At 72.0% G+C, this 24,266-nt stretch carries 26 protein-coding genes and 1 riboswitch; of the genes, 16 read left to right on the plus strand and 10 right to left on the minus strand.

What is annotated here, in order from left to right:
* Positions 1-2 precede the first annotated feature (2 nt).
* From M6I34_RS12650 to M6I34_RS12665, 4 genes are all read right to left on the minus strand, one after another.
* Entirely contained in the window at positions 3-983 is a 981-nt protein-coding gene (locus M6I34_RS12650; protein ID WP_272486034.1) for a Bug family tripartite tricarboxylate transporter substrate binding protein, read from the minus strand.
* Between the two features lie 70 nt (positions 984-1,053).
* A complete protein-coding gene (locus M6I34_RS12655) occupies positions 1,054-1,980 on the minus strand; it encodes a fumarylacetoacetate hydrolase family protein (protein WP_272486035.1) in 927 nt (308 codons plus the stop codon).
* A 34-nt stretch (positions 1,981-2,014) separates the two neighbouring features.
* On the minus strand, positions 2,015-2,884 hold the full coding sequence (locus M6I34_RS12660) for a TauD/TfdA dioxygenase family protein (RefSeq protein WP_272486036.1): 870 nt from the start codon (positions 2,882-2,884) through the stop codon (positions 2,015-2,017).
* Between the two features lie 59 nt (positions 2,885-2,943).
* A complete protein-coding gene (locus M6I34_RS12665) occupies positions 2,944-4,113 on the minus strand; it encodes an iron-containing alcohol dehydrogenase family protein (protein WP_272486037.1) in 1,170 nt (389 codons plus the stop codon).
* A gap of 216 nt (positions 4,114-4,329) precedes the next feature.
* Here M6I34_RS12665 and M6I34_RS12670 point away from each other — a divergent pair, with 216 nt between their 5' ends.
* Genes M6I34_RS12670 through M6I34_RS12680 form a run of 3 tightly spaced genes read left to right on the plus strand, consistent with a single transcriptional unit; the run spans position 4,330 to position 6,264 of the window.
* Positions 4,330-5,151 carry a fumarylacetoacetate hydrolase family protein gene (locus tag M6I34_RS12670; RefSeq protein ID WP_272486038.1) on the plus strand — a complete coding sequence of 274 codons (822 nt, stop codon included), beginning with the start codon at positions 4,330-4,332 and terminating at the stop codon, positions 5,149-5,151.
* A gap of 10 nt (positions 5,152-5,161) precedes the next feature.
* A complete protein-coding gene (locus M6I34_RS12675; protein ID WP_272486039.1) occupies positions 5,162-5,542 on the plus strand; it encodes a CidA/LrgA family protein in 381 nt (126 codons plus the stop codon).
* Positions 5,539-6,264: an LrgB family protein gene (locus tag M6I34_RS12680; RefSeq protein ID WP_272486040.1), complete on the plus strand. Its 726-nt coding sequence runs from the start codon at positions 5,539-5,541 to the stop codon at positions 6,262-6,264. The genes M6I34_RS12675 and M6I34_RS12680 overlap by 4 nt, the downstream gene beginning before the upstream one ends.
* A 23-nt stretch (positions 6,265-6,287) precedes the next feature.
* Here the strand turns inward: M6I34_RS12680 and M6I34_RS12685 are convergent, their stop codons facing one another.
* Entirely contained in the window at positions 6,288-6,632 is a 345-nt protein-coding gene (locus M6I34_RS12685; protein ID WP_272486041.1) for a DUF1840 domain-containing protein, read from the minus strand.
* A gap of 45 nt (positions 6,633-6,677) precedes the next feature.
* Here M6I34_RS12685 and M6I34_RS12690 point away from each other — a divergent pair, with 45 nt between their 5' ends.
* Both M6I34_RS12690 and M6I34_RS12695 read left to right on the plus strand, forming a co-directional pair.
* Positions 6,678-7,259 (plus strand): hypothetical protein, encoded by a 582-nt coding sequence (locus tag M6I34_RS12690; RefSeq protein ID WP_272486042.1) that lies wholly within the window; start codon positions 6,678-6,680, stop codon positions 7,257-7,259.
* On the plus strand, positions 7,256-8,539 hold the full coding sequence (locus M6I34_RS12695) for an MFS transporter (RefSeq protein WP_272486043.1): 1,284 nt from the start codon (positions 7,256-7,258) through the stop codon (positions 8,537-8,539). The genes M6I34_RS12690 and M6I34_RS12695 overlap by 4 nt, the downstream gene beginning before the upstream one ends.
* Here the strand turns inward: M6I34_RS12695 and M6I34_RS12700 are convergent.
* The 4 genes from M6I34_RS12700 to M6I34_RS12715 form a co-directional block, all read right to left on the minus strand.
* Positions 8,514-9,512: a DMT family transporter gene (locus M6I34_RS12700; RefSeq protein WP_418953555.1), complete on the minus strand. Its 999-nt coding sequence runs from the start codon at positions 9,510-9,512 to the stop codon at positions 8,514-8,516. The two genes, M6I34_RS12695 and M6I34_RS12700, sit on opposite strands and share 26 nt — an antisense overlap.
* A 100-nt stretch (positions 9,513-9,612) precedes the next feature.
* Positions 9,613-10,629, minus strand: a complete 1,017-nt coding sequence (locus tag M6I34_RS12705; protein WP_272486044.1) for a CaiB/BaiF CoA transferase family protein — start codon at positions 10,627-10,629, stop codon at positions 9,613-9,615.
* A 98-nt stretch (positions 10,630-10,727) separates the two neighbouring features.
* Positions 10,728-12,359: a YifB family Mg chelatase-like AAA ATPase gene (locus M6I34_RS12710; protein ID WP_272486045.1), complete on the minus strand. Its 1,632-nt coding sequence runs from the start codon at positions 12,357-12,359 to the stop codon at positions 10,728-10,730.
* Positions 12,360-12,391: 32 nt separating this feature from the next.
* On the minus strand, positions 12,392-12,637 hold the full coding sequence (locus M6I34_RS12715) for an accessory factor UbiK family protein (protein WP_272486046.1): 246 nt from the start codon (positions 12,635-12,637) through the stop codon (positions 12,392-12,394).
* A gap of 332 nt (positions 12,638-12,969) precedes the next feature.
* Between M6I34_RS12715 and M6I34_RS12720 the strand changes: the two genes are divergently transcribed.
* The 11 genes from M6I34_RS12720 to M6I34_RS12770 all read left to right on the plus strand — a co-directional run bounded on the left by M6I34_RS12720 (position 12,970) and on the right by M6I34_RS12770 (position 23,019).
* Positions 12,970-13,761: a TorF family putative porin gene (locus tag M6I34_RS12720; protein WP_272486047.1), complete on the plus strand. Its 792-nt coding sequence runs from the start codon at positions 12,970-12,972 to the stop codon at positions 13,759-13,761.
* A 46-nt stretch (positions 13,762-13,807) separates the two neighbouring features.
* On the plus strand, positions 13,808-14,146 hold the full coding sequence (gene glnK / locus M6I34_RS12725; RefSeq protein ID WP_272486048.1) for a P-II family nitrogen regulator: 339 nt from the start codon (positions 13,808-13,810) through the stop codon (positions 14,144-14,146).
* Positions 14,147-14,173: 27 nt separating this feature from the next.
* Positions 14,174-15,490, plus strand: a complete 1,317-nt coding sequence (locus tag M6I34_RS12730; RefSeq protein ID WP_272486049.1) for an ammonium transporter — start codon at positions 14,174-14,176, stop codon at positions 15,488-15,490.
* A gap of 273 nt (positions 15,491-15,763) precedes the next feature.
* A complete protein-coding gene (gene gshB / locus M6I34_RS12735; RefSeq protein WP_272486050.1) occupies positions 15,764-16,720 on the plus strand; it encodes a glutathione synthase in 957 nt (318 codons plus the stop codon).
* The gene (locus M6I34_RS12740; RefSeq protein ID WP_272486051.1) at positions 16,717-17,124 is read left to right on the plus strand and encodes a PTS sugar transporter subunit IIA; all 408 of its coding nucleotides are present in this window, start codon (positions 16,717-16,719) and stop codon (positions 17,122-17,124) included. Before gshB ends, M6I34_RS12740 begins: the two co-directional genes overlap by 4 nt.
* Positions 17,121-17,387, plus strand: a complete 267-nt coding sequence (locus M6I34_RS12745) for an HPr family phosphocarrier protein (RefSeq protein ID WP_272486052.1) — start codon at positions 17,121-17,123, stop codon at positions 17,385-17,387. Before M6I34_RS12740 ends, M6I34_RS12745 begins: the two co-directional genes overlap by 4 nt.
* A 7-nt stretch (positions 17,388-17,394) precedes the next feature.
* The gene (ptsP, locus tag M6I34_RS12750) at positions 17,395-19,125 is read left to right on the plus strand and encodes a phosphoenolpyruvate--protein phosphotransferase (RefSeq protein ID WP_272486053.1); all 1,731 of its coding nucleotides are present in this window, start codon (positions 17,395-17,397) and stop codon (positions 19,123-19,125) included.
* A gap of 28 nt (positions 19,126-19,153) precedes the next feature.
* Positions 19,154-19,231: riboswitch (SAM riboswitch) on the plus strand.
* A 68-nt stretch (positions 19,232-19,299) separates the two neighbouring features.
* The gene (gene metX / locus M6I34_RS12755) at positions 19,300-20,553 is read left to right on the plus strand and encodes a homoserine O-succinyltransferase MetX (protein WP_272486054.1); all 1,254 of its coding nucleotides are present in this window, start codon (positions 19,300-19,302) and stop codon (positions 20,551-20,553) included.
* Positions 20,550-21,236, plus strand: coding sequence for a methionine biosynthesis protein MetW (gene metW / locus M6I34_RS12760; protein WP_272486055.1), 687 nt, complete (start codon positions 20,550-20,552; stop codon positions 21,234-21,236). Before metX ends, metW begins: the two co-directional genes overlap by 4 nt.
* An 8-nt stretch (positions 21,237-21,244) precedes the next feature.
* Entirely contained in the window at positions 21,245-22,567 is a 1,323-nt protein-coding gene (locus tag M6I34_RS12765) for an FAD-binding domain-containing protein (RefSeq protein ID WP_272486056.1), read from the plus strand.
* Entirely contained in the window at positions 22,564-23,019 is a 456-nt protein-coding gene (locus M6I34_RS12770) for a DUF3429 domain-containing protein (protein ID WP_272486057.1), read from the plus strand. The genes M6I34_RS12765 and M6I34_RS12770 overlap by 4 nt, the downstream gene beginning before the upstream one ends.
* Before the next feature lie 38 nt (positions 23,020-23,057).
* Here the strand turns inward: M6I34_RS12770 and M6I34_RS12775 are convergent, their stop codons facing one another.
* Positions 23,058-24,200: a PQQ-dependent sugar dehydrogenase gene (locus M6I34_RS12775; RefSeq protein ID WP_272486058.1), complete on the minus strand. Its 1,143-nt coding sequence runs from the start codon at positions 24,198-24,200 to the stop codon at positions 23,058-23,060.
* Between the last annotated feature and the right edge of the window lie 66 nt (positions 24,201-24,266).

Genomic DNA, 24,266 nt, shown 5'->3' on the forward strand with positions numbered 1-24,266 from the left:
CGTCACTCGACCTTCACGTTCGCCGCGCGGATGACCCGGTCCCAGCGCTCGGCGTCCTTCGCCAGCCAGTTGCGGAAATCCTCGGGCGCGCCGCCGACGACGATCGCGCCGAGCTGGCGAAGTTTCTCGGCGGTGGCCGGACGCTTCAGCGACTCGTTGAGCGCCTTGTTCAGCTTGGCCACGACGTCGGCCGGCGTGCCGGCGGGAGCCAGGACACCGATCCCCTGCGTGTACTCCTCGAATCCCTTCAGGCCCTGCTCGGCGGTCGTCGGCGTGTCGGGATAGTCGGGGTGGCGCGCGGCGGTCGTCACGGCCAGCGGCTTGATCTTCTTCTGCTCGATGTGCTGCTTGATGCCGACCATCGGGTAGAACATGAAGTCCACGCGACCGGCCATGACCTCGATCAGGGCGGGGCCGTTGCCCTTGAAGGGCACGTGGTTCATCTTGGTCTCCGACAGCGTCTCGAGCAGCGCGGCGGCGAGGTGCGCGGACCCGCCGTTGCCCGACGAGCCGTAGGTCACCGCGCCCGGGTTGGCGCGGGCGCGCTTGACGATGTCTTCCAGCGAGTTGGCCGGAGACTCGTAGGCGGTGACCGCCACCATCGGCAGCAGCGAGGTCAGGACGACCGGCGAGAAGTCCTTCAGCGGGTGGTACTTGACCGACTTCGGAAAGAGCAGCGGATTGACGTTGTGGGCCAGCGTGCTCACGGTCAGCGTGTAACCGTCCGGAGCCGACTGGGCGACGTACTCGGTGCCGATCCGCCCGGCCGCGCCCGGCTTGTTCTCGACGATCACGCTCTGGCCCAGGATCTCGGTCAGGTCGGCTGCGAGCAGCCGCGCGAGCACGTCGGTGGGGCCGCCGGCGGAATAGCCGACGACGAGCTTCACCGGCTTGCTGGGGAAGTCCTGGGCCGCGGCGGGCGCGACCGCGAACGGCACTGCGCAGGCCAGGGCCGCCGCGAGCATTCCTTTCAGGCTTTTCATCGTGAGTCTCCTCGTTGCTGTCGTGGTTCTCGATCGTCTCGCCCGCCTCGCCGGAGCGCGGGCGCCTGGGTCAGGCAATCGTGTGCTCGAGCACGCCGATGCCGGAAACCTCCAGCCGGAGCCGGTCGCCGGGCTTCAGCCAGACGGGCGGCTTGCGAAATGCGCCCACGCCGGACGGCGTGCCGGTCGCGATGACGTCGCCGGGCAGCAGCGTCACGAATCCGGTGATGTACTCGATCAGGCGCGCGACCGGGAAGATCATCTGCGCCGTGGACGCGTGCTGCATCTCCTGGCCGTTGACCGCGCAGCGCAGCTCCAGTGCCTGCGGGTCCGCCACCTCGTCCGCCGTGACCAGCCACGGGCCCATCGGGCAGAAGCCGTCCATGCTCTTGGCGAAGGTGGTCTGCGGCGGCGAGACGTCGAACTGGAACTCTCTCGCGCTGAGGTCGTTCAGCACCGTGTAGCCGGCGACGTGGGCCAGGGCCTCGTCCGCGCGAACCTTGTGTGCCGGGCGCCCGATGACCACGCCGAGTTCGACCTCGAAATCGAGCTTCTCGACGCCGGCGGGAATCGCCACCTGCGCGCCGGGACCGACCACCGAGTTCGGGAGCTTGGCGATGATCCGGGGCTTCTCGAACGCTGCGACGCCGGTCTCGGCCGCGTGGTCTGCGTAGTTGCGGCCGATCGCGACGATCTTCCGGGGATTCGGGATCGGGGCGAGCAACTCGACCGCCGCAAGGGGCACGAGCCGCGGCTCCGTCGATCCGGGTTGCCGCACCCGCTCCGCGAGCGCGCGGAGCGCCTCCGGCCCACTCTCGAGCAGCCGCAGCATCCCGGACGAGGGCGAGCCGGTCGAGCCCGGAACTCGCGGATTGCGCGGGGCGCACGGCAGCGCGTCGACCCAGTCGGTCACGTCGAGCAGGCCGTCCGCGAGCAGGACGCCCACTCGCGGGGCGCCGGGCGCGCCGTCGCGGGGGAGGTAGCTGGCAAGTCTCATCGAAGTTCGGTCTCGCGGATGCCGATCGACGCGCTCAGTGCGCGAAGTAGCGGGTTGCCATGACCTGGCAGCGCTTGATCAGGCGAGGCTCGTCGGCAGTGTAGTCGGCGATCGCGCGATGGATCGTTCGCAGGTTGTCCCACATCAGCACGTCGCCCTCGGTCCACTCGTGCAGGTACAGGAAGCGTTCCTGCAGCTGGTGCTCGAACAGGAATGCCAGCAGCGCATCGCTCTCGTCGACGGACATGCCGTCGATCCGGATCGTGTAGCCGGGATTCGCGTACAGGACCCTGCGCCCGGAGATCGGGTGGACCAGCACCAGCGGATGCGAGACAGGGGGCTTGGCCTTGCGCTGCGCCTCGGTGAGCGGAGGGCGCGTGCTGCCGGGCGCCGCGCGCATCATGTCCCAGAATTTCGCGAAGTCGTGCGTGGCGGTGCGGCCCTCGATCCTGCCCTTGACGTCGTCGGGCAGCGCATCGTAGGCCGCCGCCATGTCGGCGAACTGCGTGCCGCCCAGCGGGCGGCCGTCGCGCCGCGGTATCGTGATGCCGTACAGCACGTTGGCGAAGGCGACCATGCTGCTGTAGGACATGTCGGTGTGCCAGCCCTGGCCCGCGTCGCCCAGCCCGATCGGCTTGCCGTCGACCTTGATGTTCGACAGCGTCATGACCTCCGGCGCGTCGGCTTCCTGGTGCACGTTGGCGACGTTGATTTCCAGCTCGCCGAAGTTGGCGCTGAACGTCTTCAGCTGCAGCGGGGTAAGCCGCTGGCCGACGAAGCGGATCACGCCGTGGTCGCCGAGCGCCCGCTCGATCGCCTGCAGCGTGCCCTCGTCGAGCGGGACCGAGAGGTCCACGCCCTCGATAGACGCCCCGAGCGGGCCCTTCGTCGGAACGATTCGCATCCTTGCCTCCTGAGTGCCCGGCCCGAGCCGGGTCGCATCCGTGTTCGTGACCTCGCCTCTCACCAGGCGGCCTCCAGCAATTCCAGGATCCGCCCGGCATCCGCGACCGGCTTCGGGTTGAAGTACAGGCCGCGCTCGCCCATCACCTTTTCGGCGATCCGCGCGAGCAGCCCGCGATCGACGCCGATGTCGCGCAGGCGCCTGGGTACGCCGATCTCGGCCTGCAGGGACTCGATCGCCTCGATCAGCGCCGCGGGACTCGCAGCCGGAGCGCCCAGGGCGCGGGCGCCCTCTGCCAGTTCCGCCTGCGCCGCATCGGCGTTGAAGCGAAGCGCGTGCGGCAGGATCACCGAGTTGGCGTCGCCGTGCGCGGCGCCGGATGCCGCGCCGATCGCGTGGCAGATCGCGTGGTGCAGGCAGGTTCGCGCATTGAGCAGCACGAGCCCGGACAAGTGGGCCGCGGCCATCAGCGCGGAGCGCGCAGCCAGCGAACCCGGCTGGCGGGCCACCGCGGGCAGCGCGTCGCTGAACAGGCTCGTGCCGTGCAGCGCGAGCGCGGTCGTGACCGGCGTGCGAGTCTTCGAGTAGAGGCCTTCCAGGCAGTGGGCGAGGCCGTTCATGCCGGTCGACAGCAGGATCGCGCCGGGCACGCAGAGCGCGGCCTCCGGGTCGACCACGATCAGCCGGCTCGCCAGGCGCGGGTCCGAGAACAGCAGCTTTCGGCCGTCCTCGGCCCGGATGCCGAGGCTCGGGGTCACCTCGGCGGCCGAGGCGGTCGAGGGGACCGATGCGATCGGCAGCTTCGGGCGCGAAAGGACGGGAATGTGGAGGCGGTCCGGCGGCGTGAAGCGGCTCGCATGATCTTCCAGCTCCCCGCCCTCGGCGAGCCACAGCGAGGCCGCCTTGGCCGTGTCGGAAGCGCTGCCGCCACCGACCGCGACGAAGCCGTCGGCCGAGTGGGACCGCCCGAGCGCGCAGACTTCCCGCACGGTCGCGACCGATGAGTGGGCCGGTACCTCGGCGTATATCGCCGCCGGTAGATTTCCGAGTCCGCGCAGGACCTTCTCGAAGAGCGGCGAGGCGGCAGTGCGCCGGCCGCCGATAACGACCGGCCGCGACACCCCGATCGCAGCGAGTTCCGCCTGAAGCGTCGCCGCCGACCCGTTGCCGAAGACCAGCTTCGACTCGGGACTGCGGTGAACGAAGGTCGTAGTGTCGGGCAGCTTCATTGACGAATGGCAAACAGTCGGAAGATTTTTCCGGCCTCGAAGCATAGTCGTCTGCCGTATCGTGGTGAGCATGACTGGCGAAACCCATTGTTTCCGGCTTGGAAACTTTCCCGCGGAGGCTGCTCGTCTGGCGGGATCGAGCGCGGTCCCGCCGTGCTAGCGTTCCGTCGGTATCGCTACTCGCGTTTGCCCCCATTCCCTGAATCGAGAATTCGAATGTCCCAGTCCACGGATTCCCTGGCTGCGGCGCTCGCCGCCGCCCGCCGAGAGCATCGGCCCCTGTCGCCGGCCGACTGGCTTGCGGCAGTCCCCGACGCCGACGCCGCCTACGCGGTCCAGGCCGCGGTCGCCGAGGCCCTCGGCTGGTTTCCCGGCGGCGTCGCCAGCGCCTGGAAGTCGGGCGGCCCCTCTCGCGAGCAGGCGCTCACCCACGCGCCGCTGCCGCCGGAGGGCGTGAAGGCGAGCCCGGCCGACTTCTCGACCTGGCGCTTCTTCGCGCCGCTGATCGAGATCGAGGTCGCGTTGCGGCTCGGTCGCGAGGTCACGCCCGATGCCGCGGCCCGGATGTCCGAGGCCGCGACCGCGGCTGCGCGCGAGTCGGCCGCCGCGCGGGTGGCCGAGGCCGACCGGATCGCCGACGAGCTCGTCGACGCGATGTGCGTGTCGATCGAGATCGTCGACAGCCGCTGGACCGATGCGGCGCAGGCCAGCGCGCCGCAGAAGCTCGCCGACCTGCAGTCGCACGGCGCGCTCGCGCTGGCCGACTGGGTACCGTACGCGCGGCGCGATTGGTCCGCGCAGCGCTGCTCGGTCACGATCGGCGAGGCCGCGCCGGTCGAGCGCACCGGCACGCATCCGCTCGGCTCGCCGACCTGGCTGCTGCCGGTCTGGCTGCGCCACGCGGCGCGCGAAGGCCGCGCGCTGCCTGCCGGCACGGTGGTCACCACCGGCGCCTGGGCGGGCATGCTGCCGGCGCGAGCGGGCGACCGGGTCGAGGCGGCGTTCGACGGGATCGGGCGCGCGGTCGTGCAGCTGTAGTCGCCAGCCGATGATCGAGGCGCTGACCGCGCTCCTGCTGTTCCAGCTCGTCGGCGAGCTCGCGGCGCGCGCCGCGCAGCTGCCGGTGCCGGGGCCGGTCGTCGGGCTCGCGCTGCTGTTCCTCTACCTGCGCTGGCGCGGTGAGGCTTCCGAAGGCCTGCGCCAGGCTGCGGCGATGCTGCACGGGCACATGTCCCTGCTGTTCGTGCCGGCCGGCGTGGGCGTGATGCTGTACTACCCGCAGCTGGCCCGCGAGTGGCTGGTGATCCTCGCGTCGGTGCTGGTCAGCACGCTGGTCGGCATCGGCGTCACCGCCTGGGTGCTCGGCCGGCTGGTCGATCGCCGGCCGCCGGCGGGCGACCGGCAGGGATCCGAGGGGCCGGCGCCATGAAGCCCGAGTTCTTCCAGCTCTGGGTCTACCTGTCGGCCACTCCCTTGTTCGGGCTGGCCGCCACGTTGGCCGCCTACTGCGTCGGGCTCTGGGTGGCGCGGCGCGCCGGCCTGCATCCGCTGGCCAATCCGGTGGCGATCGCGGTGCTGGTCCTGGTCGCGGTGTTCGCGCTCACTGGCGTGCCCTATCCGCAGTACTTCGAGGGCGCGCAGTTCGTGCACTTCCTGCTGGGGCCCGCAACGGTCGCGCTGGCCGTGCCGCTGTTCGCGCAGTTGCCCGCCCTGCGCCGTCACCGCTGGCCGCTGTTGCTGGCGCTGGTCTGCGGCGGCGTGGCCAGCGCGCTGACCGCGGTCGGCGTCGCATGGCTGCTCGGCGCGAGCGAGGAGACGATGCTGTCGCTGCTGCCGAAGTCGGTGACCGCGCCGATCGCGATGGGCATCGCCGAGCAGATCGGGGGCAACCCGGCGCTGACCGCGGTGTACTGCGTGACGACCGGGATCCTGGGCGCGGTGCTGAGCCGATACGTGTTCTCGGCCTGCGGCGTTCGCAGCCCGATCGCGCGCGGCTTCTCGCTGGGCACGGCCGCGCACGGCATCGGCACCGCTCGGGCCTTCCAGGAGAGCGACGAGGCCGGCGCCTTCGCCGGGCTCGCGCTGGGCCTGCACGGCCTGATCGCCGCGCTGGTGGTGCCGGCGGCGGTGGCGCTGTTCAGGGGCCTGTAGCGGCCGCCCTTACGCCCAGGGGCTCAGACGCCCCAGGTGATCTCCCGGCCGCCCTTGTGTGCCTCGACCAGCATCTCGATGAACGGCCAGGCGCGCTGGGCGTGGGTCACCACCGCCGCCGCGGCTTCCTCTTCCTCGGCGCCTTCCGCCTCGGCTTCGCGGTGGGCGCTCTCTCGGCGGGCTTCGCGTACCGCCCGCTTGTCTTCCTCGACCGCCTTGCGCAGCGCCTCGATCGCGGCCGGCATCTGCTCGACCGTGATGATGCCTTGCGGGCCCGGCTGCTTGCCGATCACGCCGAGGATCCATTCGGCGGCGCCCTTGTTCATGACGACCGTTCCGGTTACCCGCGACTTGAACTCGTAGATCATTCCCACCTCCCTGGATCGTTGACGGCTGGTTGCTAACATTAGCCGATGCAAGCCCCTGTCGCACGGTCGCCGCGCCTGCCGATCCCCTTTACGCTGATCGCGATCATCCTCGCGGCATTCGTCGCCCTCTCCGGCTGTTCGCCCCGCTACGACTGGCGGGAGATCCGCGCCGACGAGGACGGCTACCTGGCGATGATGCCCGATCGCCCCGACCGCTTGACCCTCCCGATCGACCTCGACGGCATGGCGGTGCAGATGGCGATGCAGGGCGCGCGGATCGACGGCGTGGCCTTCGTCGTCGGTGCGGTGAGGCTCCCGGACGCGTCGGTGGCGGTGAGGGAGCGCGCGCTGGCCGCGATGCGCTCCGCGATGGTGCGCAACATCGGCGGACGCGAGGCCGGCGCCGAGGCGATCGCGGTGCCGGTCGTCGACCCGTCGGGCCGGGCCACCGGCTCGGCGCCGGGGTGGCGGATCCGGGCTTCCGGCCGTGCCGGCGATCGCGAGGTGGCGATGCACGCGGTGTTCGCTTCGCGCGAGGGCCGCGCCTGGCAGGCCGTCGTGCTGGGCCCCGATCCGGATCCCGAGCAGGCGCGCACCTTCCTCGACGGCTTCCGGATCCTCGAATGAGCACTGCGAGCACCCCGACGAGCGGGCGGGCGGCCGGCACGGGCCCGGCTGCCGCCGCCGCCCTGCTGCCGGCCGGCGCGGCGATCCGGGTCTTCCTGGCCTTCGCCGGCGGCTACTTCATGTCGTACGCGTTGCGATCGGTCAACGCGATGATCTCGCCCGGCCTGACCGAGGAGTTCGGGCTCACCAATGCCCAGCTCGGCTCGCTGTCGGCAGCCTATTTCTTCGCCTTCGCCGCGCTACAGCTGCCGCTCGGCATCTGGCTCGACCGGTTCGGCTCGCGCCGTGTCGACGCGTCGCTGCTGCTGGTCGCGGCGGCGGGCTGCGCGGTGTTCGCGCTGGCCACCGGGCCGGCGATGCTGTGGGCGGGCCGCGCGCTGATCGGCGCGGGCGTCTCGGGCGCGCTGATGTGCTCGCTGCGCGCCTTCCGCTTCTGGTACGCCGCCGAGCGGCAGCAGCAGCTCGCGGCCTGGATGCTGGTCGCGGGCACGCTCGGGGCGCTGGTCACCACCGTACCGGTCCAGATGGCGCTGCCGCTGCTGGGCTGGCGTGGCGTGTTCTGGGTCGCGGCGCTGCTGCTCGCGGTGGCCAGCGCCGCGATCTTCTTCCTGCTGCCGCACGAGCCGATGCAGTCGCCGAAGAAGGGCGAGTCGCCGTGGGCCGGCTACCTGACCGTGTTCTCGACGCCCTATTTCTGGCGCTTCGTGATCCCGGCGATGATGATCCAGTCGAGCTTCATCGCCTTCCAGAGCCTGTGGATCGGCCCCTGGTTCAGGCAGGTGCTGGGCATGGGGCTCGACGAATCGGCTCGCGCGCTGTTCGCCTTCAACATGGTGCTGATGTTCGGCTACCTGGCGCTGGGCTGGGCCGCGCCGCGGCTGGCCCGGCGCGGCTGGTCGACGCTCAGCCTGGTGGTGATGGGTTCGGTGCTGTTGCTCGCCACCCAGCTGGCGATCGCCTTCGCCGGCGGGCCGCTCGCCTGGCTGCTGTGGCTCGGCGTGGCGATCCTGGTGACCGTGCACACGCTGACCCAGACGCACGTGAGCCTGGTGTTCCCGGAGCAGCTGACCGGCCGCGCGTTCACCGCCTTCAACCTGCTGATCTTCTCGGGGATGTTCCTCGCGCAGTGGCTGTTCGGCGTGCTGGTCGACGCGCTGGGCGGCTCGGCCGGCGGCGGCGAGGGCTTTCGCGGCGCGATGATGGTGTGGGTGGCACTGCAGGGGCTTTCGCTGCTCGTGCTGGTGCTCTGGCGCGTCAGCCCGCCCCGGCACGAGGGCTGAAGGCCCGCACGCCGAGCACCACGCCGGCGACCAGCAGCGCGATGCCCAGCCAGGTGCCCGGGGCCGGCCACTGGCCGCGCCAAGCGAAGCCCATCGCGAGCGCGGACAGCGTCTCGAACACGATCAGCTGACCGGCCAGCGAGGTCGGCAGCAGCTGGCTCGCCCGGTTCCAGCACAGCGTGCCCAGCCACGAGGCCAACAGCGCGATCGCGAGCATCAGGCCCAGGAAGGTCGCCGGCTGAGGACCGAGCGGCCAGTCGAAGCCGGCCGCCAGCGCTCCGGTCGCCCCGCTCGCCACGGGGCTCGCCTCGCCCGGGGAGGCCGATCGACCCAGGGCCTCCACCGCGCCCAGCGCCAGCCAGCCGGCCAGCGCCAGCGGCAAGGTCGTGAGCCCCTGGGCGGTCGCCCAGGTGTCCGAGCGCAGGCCGGGCCGCGCCCGCAGCCAGCGGGCGTTGCGGATCGGGTACCAGGTCCAGCAGGCGACCGCGGCCAGCGCGAGCGCGGCGCCGGGCAGCAGCGCGGCAGACCCTGAGGGCCCCGACGAGACCCGCGCGAGCTCGTCGCGGTTGACCAGCAGGATGCCTGCGGCGATCACCAGCAGCGAACCCGCCAGCTTGCGCCAGGGCAGCGTGCGCTCGCCGAGGTTCGAGGCGATCGCGATCACGACCGGCAGGCTGCCGATGATCATCGTGGGCAGCGGCGGGCCGGCCAGCTGGATCGCGGCCGCCAGGAAGCCGTAGTAGAGCAGGTTGCCGACCAGCGACAGCTTCGCGGCCTCGACCCAGTCGGCTCGCTCGAGCGCGCCGATCCGGCGCCGGCTCGCCAGCGCCAGCGGCAGCGCGATCAGGCCGAAGGCCAGGTAGCGGCTGACCGACAGGATCGCCGGCGGGTAGTCGTGCAGGATCGCCGGGGCCACGAACACCAGCCCCCACATCAGCCCGGCGGCGAAGGCCCAGGCGATGCCCAGCGGCAGGTTCACGATCGCCGCGCCGGGCCACGCCCGCCCTTGCCCGGCCGGCGACACTGACGCGCGCCGGGCCGGCTCCTGCCGGATCGGCGCTGCCGACGGGGGCTCACTGCGGGAAGCGCAGCACCGACCCGGGCTGCGGGAAGGGATCGTCCAGGTAGAGCCCGTTGGCGAGGTTGTGCGGATGCCGGGCCGCCTCGAGGAAGTCGAGCACCGGCGACAGGCAGGCGTCGGCGGTTTCGGCGAGCGCGGCCCAGTGGTCGCGGTCGTGCTCGGCGAAGCGGCGGGCGAGCCGCTCGGCGGTAGCCGGCCAGGACCCGGGCCGGTACTGGTCGGCCGGATCGATCTCGCCGTCCAGATCGAGCAACTGGAGCAGCTGCCGCCAGAACTTCGGCTCCAGCGCGCCGACCGCCACGAACCGCAGGTCGGCGCAGCGGTAGGCGCGGTAGAAGGGTGCGGCGCCGTCGAGCAGGTTCGCCTCGCGCGCCAGGCCCCAGCCGCCGCCGGCCAGCAGGCCGTAGAACATGCCGGTGAGGCCCACGGTGCCGGCCAGGATGCTGGTCTCGGCCACGCCGCCGCGCCCGGAGATTCCCCGCCGGACCAGCTTCGCCAGCACGCCGACCAGCAGGTGCATCGCGCCGCCGCCGAAGTCGGCGACCAGGTTCAGCGGCGGCACCGGCTGCGCGGCCGCACCGATCGCGTGCAGCACGCCCGCGAGCGCCAGGTAGTTGATGTCGTGCCCGGCGCGCGGCGCCAGCGATCCGCTGCTGCCCCAGCCGGACAGGCGCCCGACGACCAGCCGGGGGTGCCGCGCGAGCAGCGCGTCGGGCGCCAGCCCGAGGCGCTCCAGTACGCCAGGCCTGAAGCCCTCGAGCAGAACGTCGGCGCCCGCCAGCTGGGCGTGCAGCGCCTCGAGCGCCTCGGGTCGCTTCAGGTCGAGGCGCAGGGCGGTCTTGCCGATATTGAGCACGTCGTGCTCGGGAAGCATGTCGACCCCGAGCCCCGGATCGCTGGGCGGCGAAACGCGGACCACCTCGGCGCCGAGCCCTCGCAGCAGCTGGCCGGCGAAGGGCACCGGGCCGATCGCGTGCAGCTCGACGACCTTCAGGCCTGCGAGCGGCAACTCTCCGCCGGCGGCGATCCCGGGGGCCGCCTCGGCTGGGCCGGATCCGGCGGCGCCGGAAGACGACGGCCCGGGCTTCGGGGGAGGGGCGGACGATGTCATGGCGGACCGGCGGCTGGGATCGAAGGGTGCCCCGATGATAGCCCCCGGCCGGGCTGTCGGCCCGGATCCGGCGTCGGCCCGGCGCCCGCGATCGGGCCGACGCCCGCTGTCGGCTCGGGGCCGGTCAGCAGGCCGCGCCGGTAGCCGATGGCCTCGCCGACGTCGGTCGCGCCTATCCGGTCTCGACCGGCCAGGTCGGCGATCGTGCGCGCGAGCCGGATCGCCCGGTGCAGCGCGCGCGAGGACCAGCGCAGCCGGCGGGCGGCGGCGTGCAGCAGCGACAGGGCGTCGGGATCGAGCGGGCAGTGGCGATCGATGCCGGCCGGCCCCAGCGCGGCGTTGGCGATGCCCTGCCGCGCGAGCTGCCTGGCCTGCGCCGCCGTCACCCGCGCGAGAATGGTTTCGGTGGCCTCGCCGTTGGCGGGGGAAGTGAGCACCTGCTCGTCGACCGGGCGCACGCGGATCTGGATGTCGATCCTGTCGAGAAGCGGGCCGGAGAGGCGGCCCTGGTAGCGCAGCACCTGCTCGGGCGTGCAGCGACAGCGATCTTCGCCGAGATAGCCGCAGGGGCAGGGATTCATCGCCCCGACCAGCTGGAAGTCGGCCGGCAGCTCCACTTGGCGCGCGGCGCGCGACAGCGCGATGCGGCCGGTTTCGAGGGGCTCGCGAAGCGCCTCCAGCGCCCCGCGCCCGAATTCGGGCAGTTCGTCGAGGAACAGCACGCCGTGGTGGGCGAGGCTGATCTCGCCGGGGCGGGGATTAGGCCCGCCGCCCACCAGCGCCGCGGTCGACGCGCTGTGGTGCGGCGCGCGGAAGGGGCGCCGCCCCCAGTCCTCGGGGCGAAAGCGCCCGGCCAGGCTGGCGACCGACGCGGCCTGCAGCGCATCGTCGTCGTCCATCGGCGGGAGGATTGCCGGCAGGCAGGCGGCGAGCAGCGACTTGCCCGCCCCGGGCGGGCCGAGCATCAGCACGCTGTGCCGGCCCGCGGCGGCGATCTCGAGCGCGCGTTTGGCCGCGCGGTGACCCTTGACCGCGCCGAATTCGGCGGCCGGCGCGCCATCGGCGCCGAGGCCGGCGCGGCGGCGCTCGGGCTCGACCCGTTCGAACGGAAGCTCGCCGCGCAGCTGCGCCACCAGCCGGGGCAGCGTGTCGGCCGCGACGATGCGCAGGCCATCGACCAGCGCGGCCTCGCCGGCGTTCGCGGCGGGCAGGGCCAGCCCGCGGGTGCCTGCGGTCCGCGCCACGGCGGCCGCCAGCGCGATCGCGCCGCGGATCGGCCGGACCTGCCCGGTGAGCGACAGCTCGCCGACGAACTCGACGCCGTCCAGCGACGCGGCCGGCAACTGGCCGCTGGCGGCCAGGATGCCGAGCGCGATCGGCAGGTCGAAGCGGCCGGAGTCCTTCGGCAGGTCGGCCGGCGCCAGGTTGACCGTGAGCCGGCGGTTGGGGAAGTCGAAGCCGGCGTGCAACAGGGCCGCGCGAACCCGCTCGCGGCTCTCGCGCACCTCGGTTTCGGGCAATCCGACGACGTGAAAGGCGGGCAGGCCGAGCCCGAGATGGACTTCGACGCTGACCGGCGGGGCGGCCACGCCCACCAGCGCCCTGCTCTGCACCACTGCCAGCGACATCCGGACCTCCGGCCGGCGCGCCGGCCGGCGAATCAGGCTTGCCGGCGCTCCTGCTCGTCGAGCGCCTGCTCGAGGCGCGCGATGCGTTCCTGCAGCCGGGCCATGCGCTCGAGCTGCGCGTCGAACTCGTCGCGCGTGACCAGGTCGAGGCGCTGGAAGGTCTGGCCGAGGACGGCCCGCAGATTGCGCTCGAGGTCGCCGGCGGGGCTGTTGCGCAGCAAGCCGGCGAGGCGCTCCTGGAGATCGGCGATCAACGCCTGCGGAGTGGGCTTCGACATGGTGAAACGAGTCTAGCACGCGGTCCCGGCCCGGTTCCCCGCGGGCGCTCGACCCGATGGCCTAGGCCCGGCGGCGGGCCGGCTCGCCGCGCCGGCGTCCGGCCATTTCGCATCGATCGGGTGCGCGAGCCCTTTGCGCACGACAATGGTGCAACTTCGGAATCCCGGGGCATCATGGTGATGCACCAATATCGTGCACAACAGCCCGTCGATCGCGCGGCAAGGGGCGGCGGCGGCCACGTCGCCGGTCTCCAACGGAGCTGGCACGGGAAATGCATGAGGGCTCCCGAGTCGTCTCGATACGACCCGAAACCCTTACGGAGCGTCCAATCATGAAGAAAACCCTCATCGCCGTCGCGCTGGCCGCTTCCGCGGTCGGCATCCCTGCCGTCGCCACCGCCCAGTCGGCCGCGGCCGCCTCGCCGCACACGGTGACCGCGAACATGACCGTCGCCAGCGACTACCGCTTCCGCGGCATCAGCCAGACCAACGGCAAGCCCGCGATCCAGGGCGGCATCGACTACGGCCACGCCAGCGGCATCTATCTCGGCTTGTGGGCCTCGAACGTGAGCTGGCTGTCCGACGCCGGCGCAGGCTCGATCAGCAACAGCATCGAGATGGACTTCTACGGCGGCTACAAGGGCAGCTTCGGCGACATCGGCTACGACGTCGGCATCCTGCGTTACTACTACCCGGGCACCTATCCGACCGGCTTCACCTCGCCGAACACGACCGAGCTGTACGTGGCCGGCAGCTGGAAGAACTACACGCTGAAGTACTCGCACGCGGTCACCAACCTGTTCGGCTTCGACGACAGCAAGGGCGCAGGCTACCTGGACCTGACCGGCACCTTCGAGCTGCCGGCCGGCTTCGGCCTGGTCGCGCACGTCGGCTACCAGCGGATCCCGGCGGGCAGCGTGGGCGGCGTGCAGGTGCGCGCCAAGGACGACTGCTCGTACACCGACTGGAAGCTGGGCGTGACGAAGGAGTACGCGGGCCTCGGCTTCGGGCTGGCCTACGTCGACACGAACGCCAAGGGCGACACCGGCGAGTGCTACCGCAACGCCTTCAACCGCGACCTGGGCAAGGGCACGGTGGTGCTCTCGGTCAGCAAGTCGTTCTGAACCGGACAGCGGCGGCCGGCGAGCGCCGGCCGCCCGGGAGATACAGATGAAACTCATCACGGCCATCATCAAGCCTTTCAAGCTCGACGAAGTGCGCGAGGCGCTGTCGGCGATCGGCGTGCAGGGCATCACCGTCACCGAGGTCAAGGGCTTCGGCCGGCAGAAGGGCCACACCGAGCTGTACCGGGGCGCCGAGTACGTCGTCGACTTCCTGCCGAAAGTGAAGATCGAGGCGGCGGTCGCCGACAACCTGGTCGAGCAGGCGATCGAGGCGATCGAAAGCTCGGCCCGCACCGGAAAGATCGGTGACGGAAAGATCTTCGTCTACGACGTCGAGCAGGTCGTCCGGATCCGCACCGGCGAGACCGGCAACGAGGCGCTCTGAGCGCCCTTCGAGACCCTGGAGAACATGATGAAATCGCTGACTCGAGTGCCGGCAGCCCTGCTGGCGACGATAGGGGGCCTGATGCTGTCCCCGGCGGCCCTTGCGGCCGAAGCCACGGTGAACAAGGGCGACGTGGCCTGGATGATGACCGCGACCGTGCTGGTCATCGCGATGACGATCCCCGGCCTGGCGCTGTTCTACGGCGGCCTGGTCCGCGCGAAGAACATGCTGTCGGTGCTGATGCAGGTCTTCGTCGTCTTCTCGATGATCGTCGTGCTGTGGGCGATCTACGGCTACAGCATCGCCTTCACCGGCACCGGCCAGTTCTTCGGCTCGTTCGAGAAGATCTTCCTGAAGGGCGTGGGCGTGGACTCGCTCGCCGACACGTTCAGTGAAGGGATCAAGATCCCCGAGTACGTGTTCATCGCCTTCCAGGCCACCTTCGCGGCCATCACCTGCGGCCTGATCGTCGGCTCCTTCGCCGAGCGGATCAAGTTCTCCGCGGTGCTGTTGTTCGCGGCGATCTGGTTCACCTTCAGCTACCTGCCGGTCGCGCACATGGTGTGGTACGGCGAGGGCCTGCTGTTCAAGGACGGCGCGCTCGACTTCGCCGGCGGCACGGTCGTGCACATCAACGCCGGCATCGCCGGCCTGGTGGGCGCCTACCTGGTCGGCAAGCGCATCGGCTACGGCAAGGAGGCGATGCCCCCGCACTCGCTGACGCTCACGATGGTCGGCGCCTCGATGCTGTGGGTGGGCTGGTTCGGCTTCAACGCCGGCTCGGCGCTGGAGTCGAACGCCACCGCCGCGCTCGCGCTGATCAACACGCTGCTGGCCACCGGCGCCGCCACGCTGTCCTGGATCGCCGGCGAGGCGATGTCCAAGGGCAAGGCCTCGATGCTGGGCGCGGCCTCGGGCGCGGTCGGCGGTCTCGTCGCGATCACCCCGGCCGCCGGCTCCGTCGGCCCGATGGGCGCGATCCTGATCGGCCTGATCGCCGGCCTGGTCTGCCTGTGGGGCGTGGGCGGCCTGAAGCGGATGCTGGGCGCCGACGACGCGCTGGACGTGTTCGGCGTGCACGGCGTGGGCGGCATCGTGGGGGCGCTGCTGACCGGCGTGTTCACCGCGCCCTGGCTGGGCGGCACCGGCGCCGAGGACTTCTCGATCGCCAGCCAGGTCGTCATCCAGGCCAAGGGCGTGATCATCACGATCGTCTGGTCCGGCGTGGTGTCGCTGATCGCCTACAAGCTGGTCGACATGATGATCGGGCTGCGCGTGACCGAAGAGGAAGAGCGCGAGGGCCTGGACATCGTCTCGCACGGCGAGTCGGCCTACACCCGGTGACCGGTGCGGCCGGACGGGCGGCAGGCGCCGCCCGGCCCGCCGCGCGACCGGCCGGAAACCTCCCCGGGCGCGCAGCCCGGGGGCAGGACGAGAAAGGGGCCTTCGGGCCCCTTTTTCCGTGGCGCGGCGCCCGGCCCTCGCAAGGCGCGGCGCGTCGCCCCCGAGGCGCCGCGCCTCGCTTCGAAGGGCCCGGCGCTACAATCGGGCGCGAACCCCGCCGGATCCTCGATCCTTCACCGACGCCATGGCCGACCCGGGCCGGGAATCCCATCGATGCGCATCCTGATCATCCTCGACCCGCTCGAGAAAATCACCACGTACAAGGACTCGACCTTCGCGATGATGGTCGAGGCCGACCGGCGCGGCCACGCGGTCTTCGTCTGCGAGCAGCACGAGCTTTCGCTGGCTGGCGGGCGCACCGTCGCCCACGCGCGGCTGCTGCGCCTGCTCGACCCGACCGGCAAGGACAAGGCCTGGTACGCGCTCGGCGAGCCCTCCGAGGAGCCGGTGGCCGCCTTCGACGCCACGCTGATGCGCAAGGACCCGCCCTTCGACATGGAGTACGTGTACTCCACCTACCTGCTCGAGCACGCGGTGCGCGAGGGCGCGCGCGTCTACAACGACCCCACCGCGATCCGCGGCCACAACGAGAAGCTGGCGATCGCCGAGTTCCCGGAGTTCTCCGCGCCGATGCTGGTGACCCGCAGCGCGGCGGCGCTGCGCGCCTTCGTCGACGAGCACGGCATCGCGGTCTTCAAGCTGCTCGACGGCATGGGCGGCACCTCGATCTTCCGCGCCGAGCGCGGCGACCCCAACCTGTCGGTGATCATCGAGACGCTGAACCAGTTCGGCAACCGATCGGTGATGGCGCAGCGCTTCCTGCCCGAGATCGCCGACGGCGACAAGCGGGTGCTGCTGATCGGCGGCAAGGTGGTGCCCTTCTGCCTGGCACGCATTCCCAAGACCGGCGAGTTCCGCGGCAACCTTGCCGCCGGCGGGCGCGGCGTGGCGCGCGAACTTTCGGCGAAGGACCGGGAGATCGGCGAGGCGGTCGCGAAGGTGCTCGCGCCGCGCGGCCTGCTGCTGGTTGGCCTGGACCTGATCGGCGAGTGCATCACCGAGATCAACGTGACCAGCCCGACCTGCTTCCAGGAGATCCGCGACCAGACCGGCTTCGACGTGGCCGCGATGTTCGTCGACGCGCTCGAGGAGGCGGCGGGCCCGCGATGATCGGCATCATGGTGGTTTCGCACGAACCGCTCGGCACCGCGCTGATCCGCTGCACGCGCCACGTGTTCGGCAGGCTGCCGCCGCAGCTGGCGGCGCTCGACGTGATTCCCGACGAGGATCCCGAGGCGGCGATCGGCGCGGCGCGCGAGCTGCTCGCGCGGATCAACGACGGCAGCGGCGTGATCGTGTTCACCGACTGCTTCGGCGCCACGCCGTCGCGGATCGCGATGGAGCTGGCCGAGCCGCTGCGCGTGTACGTGGTGGCCGGCGTCAACCTGCCGATGCTGCTGAAGGCGATCACGCAGCGCCGGCGTCCGGTCGAGGAAGTCGTCGACGAGCTGGTCGCGGCCGGGCAGGGCGCGATCCGCCCGATGCGCCCCGAGGACAGGGAGGCCGCGCGATGACCGGGGCCGACGTCGTCGTCGTCAACCGGCTGGGCCTGCACGCGCGGCCCTCGGCGAAGCTCAGCGCGCTGGCCGGGAAGTTCGCGGCCGAGGTCTGGCTCACCAAGAACGGCCGGCGGGTCAACGCCAAGAGCATCATGGGGGTGATGATGCTGGCGGCCGCGCGCGGCAGCACGCTGAAGATCGAGGCCGAGGGCCCCGACGAAGGCGAGGCGGTGGCCGCGCTGCGCGAACTGATCGAAGCCGGCTTCGACGAGGAGTGACGCGGCCATGTTCAGCCTGCACGGCACCGGGATAGGCGGCGGCATCGTCATCGGCCGCGCGCGCGTCGTCGAGTCGCGCCAGCGCGACGTGGTGCGCTACCGGGTCCAGCCGGCGCAGGCCTGGAGCGAGGTCGAGCGGCTCGAGGTCGCGATCGCGGTCGTGAAGTCCGAGCTCAGGGAGCTCGCCGAGCACCTGCCCGAGGACGCGCCGGCCGAGGCCCGCGCGCTGCTCGACGTGCACGCGATGATCCTCGACGACCCGGCGCTGTCCGAGGCCGCGCGCGCCGCGATCCGCGAGCACCTGTGGAACGCCGAGTGGGCGATCTCGGCGCAGGCCGGCCACCTTGCCGCCCAGTTCGCCGAGCTCGAGGACGAGTACCTGAGCGAGCGCGGCCGCGACGTCGAGCAGGTCGCCGACCGGGTGATCCGCGCGCTGTCCGGCTCGCGGGCCCGCGGCATGCAGGCCTCGGAGCCGGCGATCTTCGTCGCCGAGGACATCGCGCCGGCCGACATGCTGTCGCTGCGCTCGGCGCTGGGCTTCGCGATCGACCTGGGCGGCGCGACCTCGCACATGGCGATCCTGGCGCGCAGCATGAACGTGCCGGCGGTGCTCGGGCTGGGCAGCGCCGGCCAGCTGATCCGGGACGACGACTGGCTGATCCTCGACGGCGACGCAGGCATCGTCGTCGTGGCGCCCGACGAGGCGGTGCTGGCCGAGTACCGCCACCGGCAGGCCGAGGGCCAGCTCGAGCGCGAGAGGCTGCGCCGGCTGATCCGGGTGCCCGCGGCCACGCTCGACGGCCAGCCGATACAGCTGCACGCGAACATCGAGCTGCCCGGCGAGGCCGCGCAGGCGCTGGAGGCGGGCGCCGAGGGCGTCGGCCTGTTCCGCTCCGAGTTCCTGTTCCTGAACCGGCGCGAGCTGCCCGGCGAGGACGAGCAGTACGAGGCCTACCGCGAGGCGGTGCTCGGCATGAAGGGCCGCCCGGTCACGATCCGCACGATCGACGTGGGCGCCGACAAGGAGCTGCCGAGCGAGCATCCGGGCGCCGCGCCGAACCCGGCGCTGGGGCGCCGCGCGATCCGCTATTGCCTGGCGGCGCCGGCGGTGTTCCTCACGCAGCTGCGCGCGATCCTGCGCGCCTCGGTCCACGGGCCGGTGCGCCTGCTGATCCCGATGCTCGCGCACGGCCACGAGATCGAGCAGGCGCTGCAGCTGATCGACCAGGCGCGCGCGCAGCTCGCCGAGCGCGGCATTCCGTTCGACCGCGGCATGCAGGTCGGCGGCATGGTGGAGGTGCCGGCCGCCGCGCTGACCGCGGGCCTGTTCGTGCGCCGGCTCGACTTCCTGTCGATCGGCACCAACGACCTGATCCAGTACACGCTGGCGATCGACCGCGCCGACCACGAGGTGGCGGCGCTGTACGACCCGTTCCACCCGGCGGTGCTCAGGCTGGTCGCGATGACGATCCGCGCCGGCCGCAAGGCGGGCAAGCCGGTGGCGGTCTGCGGCGAAATGGCCGGCGACTGGGCGGCCACGCGGCTGCTGCTAGGCATGGGGCTCACGCAGTTCTCGATGCACCAGGCGAGCCTGCTTCGCGTCAAGCAGGAGATCCTGCGGGCCGACGCGTCGAAGCTCGCGCCGAAGGTGTCGCGGCTGCTCGCCTCCGACGAGCCGGTGCGGGTGCGCTCGATGCTGGCCAAGCTGCGGTCCGACGCGCCCGCCGCAACGATTTGACATCGGCGCGCCCCGTCGGTAACTTCCCTTCCCCTGTCGCGCCGATTTGAGGACCAGCTTGCGGGCGCGTTAAAAATGCGGCTAAAGCGGCGGGGTCCGTTGCCCCGAAGCCCGATCCGCCTCGCAAGCCGGTCGGGCTTTTTCGTTTCTGGCTCGAGAAGGATTCCTTTCCCAATGTCGGCACCCGGTTCGGTCGGTCAGGTCGCGCCCCGGCGCATGCGCTTCGACGCGCCGCTGGCGCTTCGAAGCGGCGCGGCCATCGCCGGCTACGAGCTCGTCTACGAGACCTACGGCGAGCTGAACGCCGATCGCTCCAACGCGGTGCTGATCTGCCACGCGCTGAACGCCTCGCACCACGTGGCCGGCACCTACGGCGACGATCCCAGGACGGCCGGCTGGTGGGACAACATGGTCGGTCCGGGCAAACCGGTGGACACGAACCGCTTCTTCGTCGTCGGCGTGAACAACCTGGGCAGCTGCTTCGGCTCCACCGGACCGATGAGCACGAACCCGGCCACCGGCGAGCCCTACGGCCCGGACTTCCCAGTGGTCACCGTCGAGGACTGGGTGCACGCGCAGGCGCGGCTGGCCGACGAGCTGGGCATCGCGCGCTTTGCCGCGGTGATGGGCGGCAGCCTGGGCGGCATGCAGGCGCTGGCCTGGGCGATCCTGTACCCGGAGCGGATCGCGCACTGCGTGGCGATCGCCACCGCGCCCAAGCTGTCGGCGCAGAACATCGCCTTCAACGAAGTGGCGCGACGGGCGATCATCACCGACCCCGACTTCCACGGCGGGCGCTTCTACGCGCACGGCGTGGTGCCGGCGCGCGGGCTGCAGGTCGCGCGGATGATCGGCCACATCACCTACCTGTCCGACGACTCGATGGCCGAGAAGTTCGGCCGCGCGCTGCGCCCCTCGCCCGAGGCGCTGGCCGCGCAGCTGGCGGCCGACGGCGCGGCCGAGACCGAGGCGCTGCCGCGCAGCGACTACCGCTTCACCTTCGACGTCGAGTTCGAGATCGAGTCCTACCTTCGCTACCAGGGCGAGAAGTTCTCGAAGTACTTCGACGCGAACACCTACCTGCTGATCACCCGCGCGCTCGACTACTTCGATCCGGCGCTGGCGCACGGCGGCGATCTGGCGGCCGCGCTGGCGCCGGCCACCGCCGACTTCCTGGTGGCCTCGTTCACCACCGACTGGCGCTTCGCGCCCGAGCGCAGCCGCGAGATCGTGCAGGCGCTGCTGGCCGCCCGCAAGCGCGTCACCTACGCCGAGATCGACGCGCCGCACGGCCACGACGCCTTCCTGCTGGAAGACCCGCAGTACATGGCGGTGGTGGCGGCCTACTTCGACCGGATCCACGCGCGCAGCGCGGCGGGCGCCGGGGTCGCAGCTCCCGCGCCGCCGCAACAGGAGGCCGCGGCATGAAGCCGGCATCGAGGATTCCGGGCGCGGCGCCGATCGCGCCGGCGCTTTCGGCCGCCTCGGCCGGACTCATTCCGTCGGGCGCCGGCCCGGTCGACCGTGCGCTGCGGCCCGACCTCGCGGTGATCGGCCGCTGGATCGCGCCCGGCTCGCGGGTGCTCGACCTGGGCTGCGGCGACGGCTCGCTGATGGCCTGGCTGCAGGCCTCGCGCGGCTGCACCGGCTACGGCGTGGAGATCGACCACGAGGCGGTGCTGTCCTGCGTGCGCCGGGGCGTGGACGTGGTCCAGCGCGACATCGAGGCCGGGCTCGGCATGTTCGGCCACGACCAGTTCGACGTGGTGGTGCTGTCGATGGCGATCCAGGCCACGCACCAGACCGAGAAGGTGCTGCGCGAGATGAGCCAGGTCGGCAGCGAGGGCATCGTGTCCTTCCCCAACTTCGGCCACTGGTACCACGCGTGGTCGATCCTGCGCGGCCGCATGCCGGTGTCTCGAGAGATGCCCTATGAGTGGTTCAACACGCCGAACCTGCACCTGGCCACGGTGCGCGACTTCGAGGACTTCCTGCGCCGGCTCGGGCTGGTGATCACCGGCCGCGCCTTCCTGGCCGACGGCCAGCCGGTGGGCTGGCTGCCGGCGCTGCGGGCCACGCAGGCGATCTACCGGTTCAGGCGCTCGCGCTGAGGGGCGCCTTGGCAGGGTCGACGCCAGGCGCGTACCGGGCGAGCCACGGCAGCGCTGCCGATCGGGGCGACGGCTTTGCGCCGACGATTGCCGCGGCGCTGGCCAGGCTCGACGCGGCCGATCCGGCCGCCTACGCGCGCACCCGCAACGCGCTCGACGGCGCGGTACTGCGCGTGTCGCCTTGGGTGACGCACGGCTTCGTCGACGTGCCCGACGCGATCGAGCGGATCGCCGCGCGCTCCACGCTGCGCGACGACGACCGCCTGGTGTTCGAGTTCGCCTGGCGGGAGTTCTTCCACCATGTGTGGCGGCACCTCGGCGACGCGATCCTCGACGACCTCGGCCGGCCGGCATGGCCGGGCCCGCGCGACGCGCGCGTGCCCGGCGACGTGCTGGCCGCCGCCACCGGCGTGCCGGCGATCGACCAGGCGGTGCGCGCGCTCTATCGCGACGGCTGGCTGCACAACCACGCGCGGATGTGGCTCGCCTCCTACCTGGTCCACCTGCGCAAGCTTCACTGGCGCGCCGGGGCTGACTGGATGTACGGCCTGCTGCTCGACGGCGACCTGGCCAGCAACCACCTGAGCTGGCAATGGGTGGCTGGCACCTTCTCGAGCAAGCCCTACCTTTTCGACGCGGCCAATGTCGAGCGCTGGGCGCCGCAGGCCTGGCACAGCCGCGGCACCTCGATCGACCGCGGCTACGACGCGCTGGAGCGTATCGCGCGCGATGGCGGCGACGTGGGGCCGGAGGCCGCGGCTGCGAGGCCGGCGCCGGCCGCGCCCGTTCCGCTGCGCGAGCGGCCTGCACCGGAACTGCTCGAAGGCTGGAGGCCCGCGGACCCGGCGGCGCTGCGCGCGGCCGGGGTCGAAACGGTCCGGCTGGTGCATCCCTGGGACCTGGGCGAAGAAGAAGGCCCGGGCGCTCGCGCCGAAGCGCCGGCCACCCCGGTGGCCTGGCTGCACCCCGGCTTCCATCGCGCTTTCCCGTGGTCGGACGCTCGCTGGCGCTTCGTGCTCGCGCGTCTCCGGCAGAAGTGCCCGATGCTGCACCAGGGCGACGCGTCGGCCTGGCGCGCCGCAGGCATCGCGCTGCACGGCCGTGAGACCCGCAATCCCGGCTATCGCGAGGCGACGGCCGGCTTCGCGAAGCTGTCGCCGGTGCCGCGCCGCTTCGAGGATCCGGCGGAGCTCTGCCGCTCCTTCTCGCGGTTCTGGAAGCGGGTGGGCCCGGCCGGCGGCGAACGGGGCCAGGGCAGCCGTGCCGGGGAGCCGCCGAGGATGAAAGCCCGCCGGGCAGCCGGCGACCGTTCAGCAGGAGATCGCGGATGAACCTCGAACAGACCAACGACGCCCTTCGCACCTGGGCCTGGCGACTGGGGCTGGGCGGCCTCGCGCCCTTCGTGGCGCTCGCGCTGGCCAGCTGGCTGACCGGCGCCGACCTCGGTTCGCGGCTGGTGGCGGCGCAGCTCGGCTACGGCGCGGTGATCCTCAGCTTCATCGGCGCGCTGCACTGGGGCGCGGTGCTCGCAGCGCCCGCGGTCGCGCCGCGCGCCGCGACGATCGCGCTGGGCTGGAGCGTGGTGCCGGCACTGGTGGGCTGGGTCGCGCTGCTGGTGGGGCCGGGCTGGGGGCTGCAGTTGCTCACCGGCGCCTTCGTCGTCGCGCTGGCGGTCGACTGGATGCTGTACCGTCAGTACGAGTTCGCCGGCTGGTTCCTGGGGCTGCGGGCGCTGCTGACCGCGATCGTCTCGGTGTCGCTGCTGGCCACGCGGCAGCTGTAGACGCCTTACACCCGGCTCGCCTGGCGCGAACCGGTGGCTCAGCCGAGCGGATCGAGCCGCACCAGCTGGCCGTCGTCGGCATCGGTGAGCAGGTACAGCAGCCCGTCGGGCCCCTGCCGCACGTCGCGGATCCGCTGCGAGAAGTCGGTGAGCAGCCGCTCCTCGCGCGCGACCCGCGCGCCGTCGAGCTCGAGCCGGGCCAGCATCCGGAACTTCAGCGAGCCGACGAACAGGTTGCCGCGCCAGCCCGGATAGCGGTCGCTGGTCAGGAAGGCCATGCCCGACGGCGCGATCGACGGCGTCCACTGCACGAGCGGCGGCTCGACGTCGGCGCGCTCGGTGCCCTCGCCGATCCGGAAGCCGGTCACGTACTGCCGGCCGAAGGTGATCACCGGCCAGCCGTAGTTGGCGCCGGCCTTCTCCACGTTGACTTCGTCGCCGCCCTGCGGGCCGTGCTCATGCGTCCACAGCGCGCCGGTGTCCGGGTGCAGCGCCGCGCCCTGCACGTTGCGGTGCCCGTACGAGTGGATCTCGGGCAGCGCGCCGGCGCGGTTCACGAAGGGATTGTCCGGCGGCACGCTGCCGTCGGGACGGATGCGCAGGATCTTGCCGAAGTGGTTGTCCAGCGTCTGCGCGCGCTCGCTCTCCGACCAGCGATCGCCGGTGGTCACGAACAGGTTGCCGTCGCGCGCGAACGCCAGCCGCGAGCCGAAGTGGTTGCCCCCCGACGTGGCGTGCTTCTGCGCGAAGATCACCGACACGTCGCGCAGCGACGCGCCGTCGGCCGACAGCGTGCCGCGGGCCACCGCGGTGCGCGCGCCGTCCTTCGTCGGCTGCGAGAAGGACAGGAACACGCTGCGGTCGGCGGCGAAGCCGGGGCCGAGGACCACGTCGAGCAGTCCGCCCTGGCCGCGTGCGGCGACTTCGGGCACGCCCTTCAGCGGATCGGACAGGCGGCCGTCCGGGAATACCCGCCGGAGCCGGCCGGGGCGCTCGGTGACCAGCATCGTGGCGTCGGGCAGGAAGGCCAGCGACCAGGGGTGCTCCAGACCGGCGGCGATCTTCGCCGGGCGGATCGGCGCGGCCGACGCGACCTGGCTGCGCGCGACGGAAGGGATCGCCGCTGCGGTCAGCAGGGCAGGGGCGGACTGGATGAAACGGCGTCGGGCGGAAAGGGACATGGCAGTGGAGCGCTCGAAGCGTCGAACCCGGGAAGGAAGCATTGTGCCGTCGTTCGCCGGGCAGGC

Origin of the sequence: Zeimonas sediminis, assembly GCF_023721795.1 — a bacterium.
GTDB lineage: Bacteria > Pseudomonadota > Gammaproteobacteria > Burkholderiales > Burkholderiaceae_E > Zeimonas > Zeimonas sediminis.

Coding starts and splice junctions, on each gene's coding strand:
- M6I34_RS12770 (WP_272486057.1), top strand. CDS start 22,564: ATGAACCTCGAACAGACCAACGACGCCCTTCGCACCTGGGCCTGGCGA.
- metW (WP_272486055.1), top strand. CDS start 20,550: ATGAAGCCGGCATCGAGGATTCCGGGCGCGGCGCCGATCGCGCCGGCG.
- M6I34_RS12655 (WP_272486035.1), bottom strand. CDS start 1,980: ATGAGACTTGCCAGCTACCTCCCCCGCGACGGCGCGCCCGGCGCCCCG.
- M6I34_RS12695 (WP_272486043.1), top strand. CDS start 7,256: ATGAGCACTGCGAGCACCCCGACGAGCGGGCGGGCGGCCGGCACGGGC.
- M6I34_RS12775 (WP_272486058.1), bottom strand. CDS start 24,200: ATGTCCCTTTCCGCCCGACGCCGTTTCATCCAGTCCGCCCCTGCCCTG.
- metX (WP_272486054.1), top strand. CDS start 19,300: ATGTCGGCACCCGGTTCGGTCGGTCAGGTCGCGCCCCGGCGCATGCGC.
- M6I34_RS12710 (WP_272486045.1), bottom strand. CDS start 12,359: ATGTCGCTGGCAGTGGTGCAGAGCAGGGCGCTGGTGGGCGTGGCCGCC.
- M6I34_RS12665 (WP_272486037.1), bottom strand. CDS start 4,113: ATGAAGCTGCCCGACACTACGACCTTCGTTCACCGCAGTCCCGAGTCG.
- M6I34_RS12720 (WP_272486047.1), top strand. CDS start 12,970: ATGAAGAAAACCCTCATCGCCGTCGCGCTGGCCGCTTCCGCGGTCGGC.
- glnK (WP_272486048.1), top strand. CDS start 13,808: ATGAAACTCATCACGGCCATCATCAAGCCTTTCAAGCTCGACGAAGTG.
- M6I34_RS12740 (WP_272486051.1), top strand. CDS start 16,717: ATGATCGGCATCATGGTGGTTTCGCACGAACCGCTCGGCACCGCGCTG.
- M6I34_RS12670 (WP_272486038.1), top strand. CDS start 4,330: ATGTCCCAGTCCACGGATTCCCTGGCTGCGGCGCTCGCCGCCGCCCGC.
- M6I34_RS12660 (WP_272486036.1), bottom strand. CDS start 2,884: ATGCGAATCGTTCCGACGAAGGGCCCGCTCGGGGCGTCTATCGAGGGC.
- M6I34_RS12685 (WP_272486041.1), bottom strand. CDS start 6,632: ATGATCTACGAGTTCAAGTCGCGGGTAACCGGAACGGTCGTCATGAAC.
- M6I34_RS12690 (WP_272486042.1), top strand. CDS start 6,678: ATGCAAGCCCCTGTCGCACGGTCGCCGCGCCTGCCGATCCCCTTTACG.
- ptsP (WP_272486053.1), top strand. CDS start 17,395: ATGTTCAGCCTGCACGGCACCGGGATAGGCGGCGGCATCGTCATCGGC.
- M6I34_RS12745 (WP_272486052.1), top strand. CDS start 17,121: ATGACCGGGGCCGACGTCGTCGTCGTCAACCGGCTGGGCCTGCACGCG.
- M6I34_RS12730 (WP_272486049.1), top strand. CDS start 14,174: ATGAAATCGCTGACTCGAGTGCCGGCAGCCCTGCTGGCGACGATAGGG.
- M6I34_RS12715 (WP_272486046.1), bottom strand. CDS start 12,637: ATGTCGAAGCCCACTCCGCAGGCGTTGATCGCCGATCTCCAGGAGCGC.
- M6I34_RS12650 (WP_272486034.1), bottom strand. CDS start 983: ATGAAAAGCCTGAAAGGAATGCTCGCGGCGGCCCTGGCCTGCGCAGTG.
- M6I34_RS12675 (WP_272486039.1), top strand. CDS start 5,162: ATGATCGAGGCGCTGACCGCGCTCCTGCTGTTCCAGCTCGTCGGCGAG.
- gshB (WP_272486050.1), top strand. CDS start 15,764: ATGCGCATCCTGATCATCCTCGACCCGCTCGAGAAAATCACCACGTAC.
- M6I34_RS12680 (WP_272486040.1), top strand. CDS start 5,539: ATGAAGCCCGAGTTCTTCCAGCTCTGGGTCTACCTGTCGGCCACTCCC.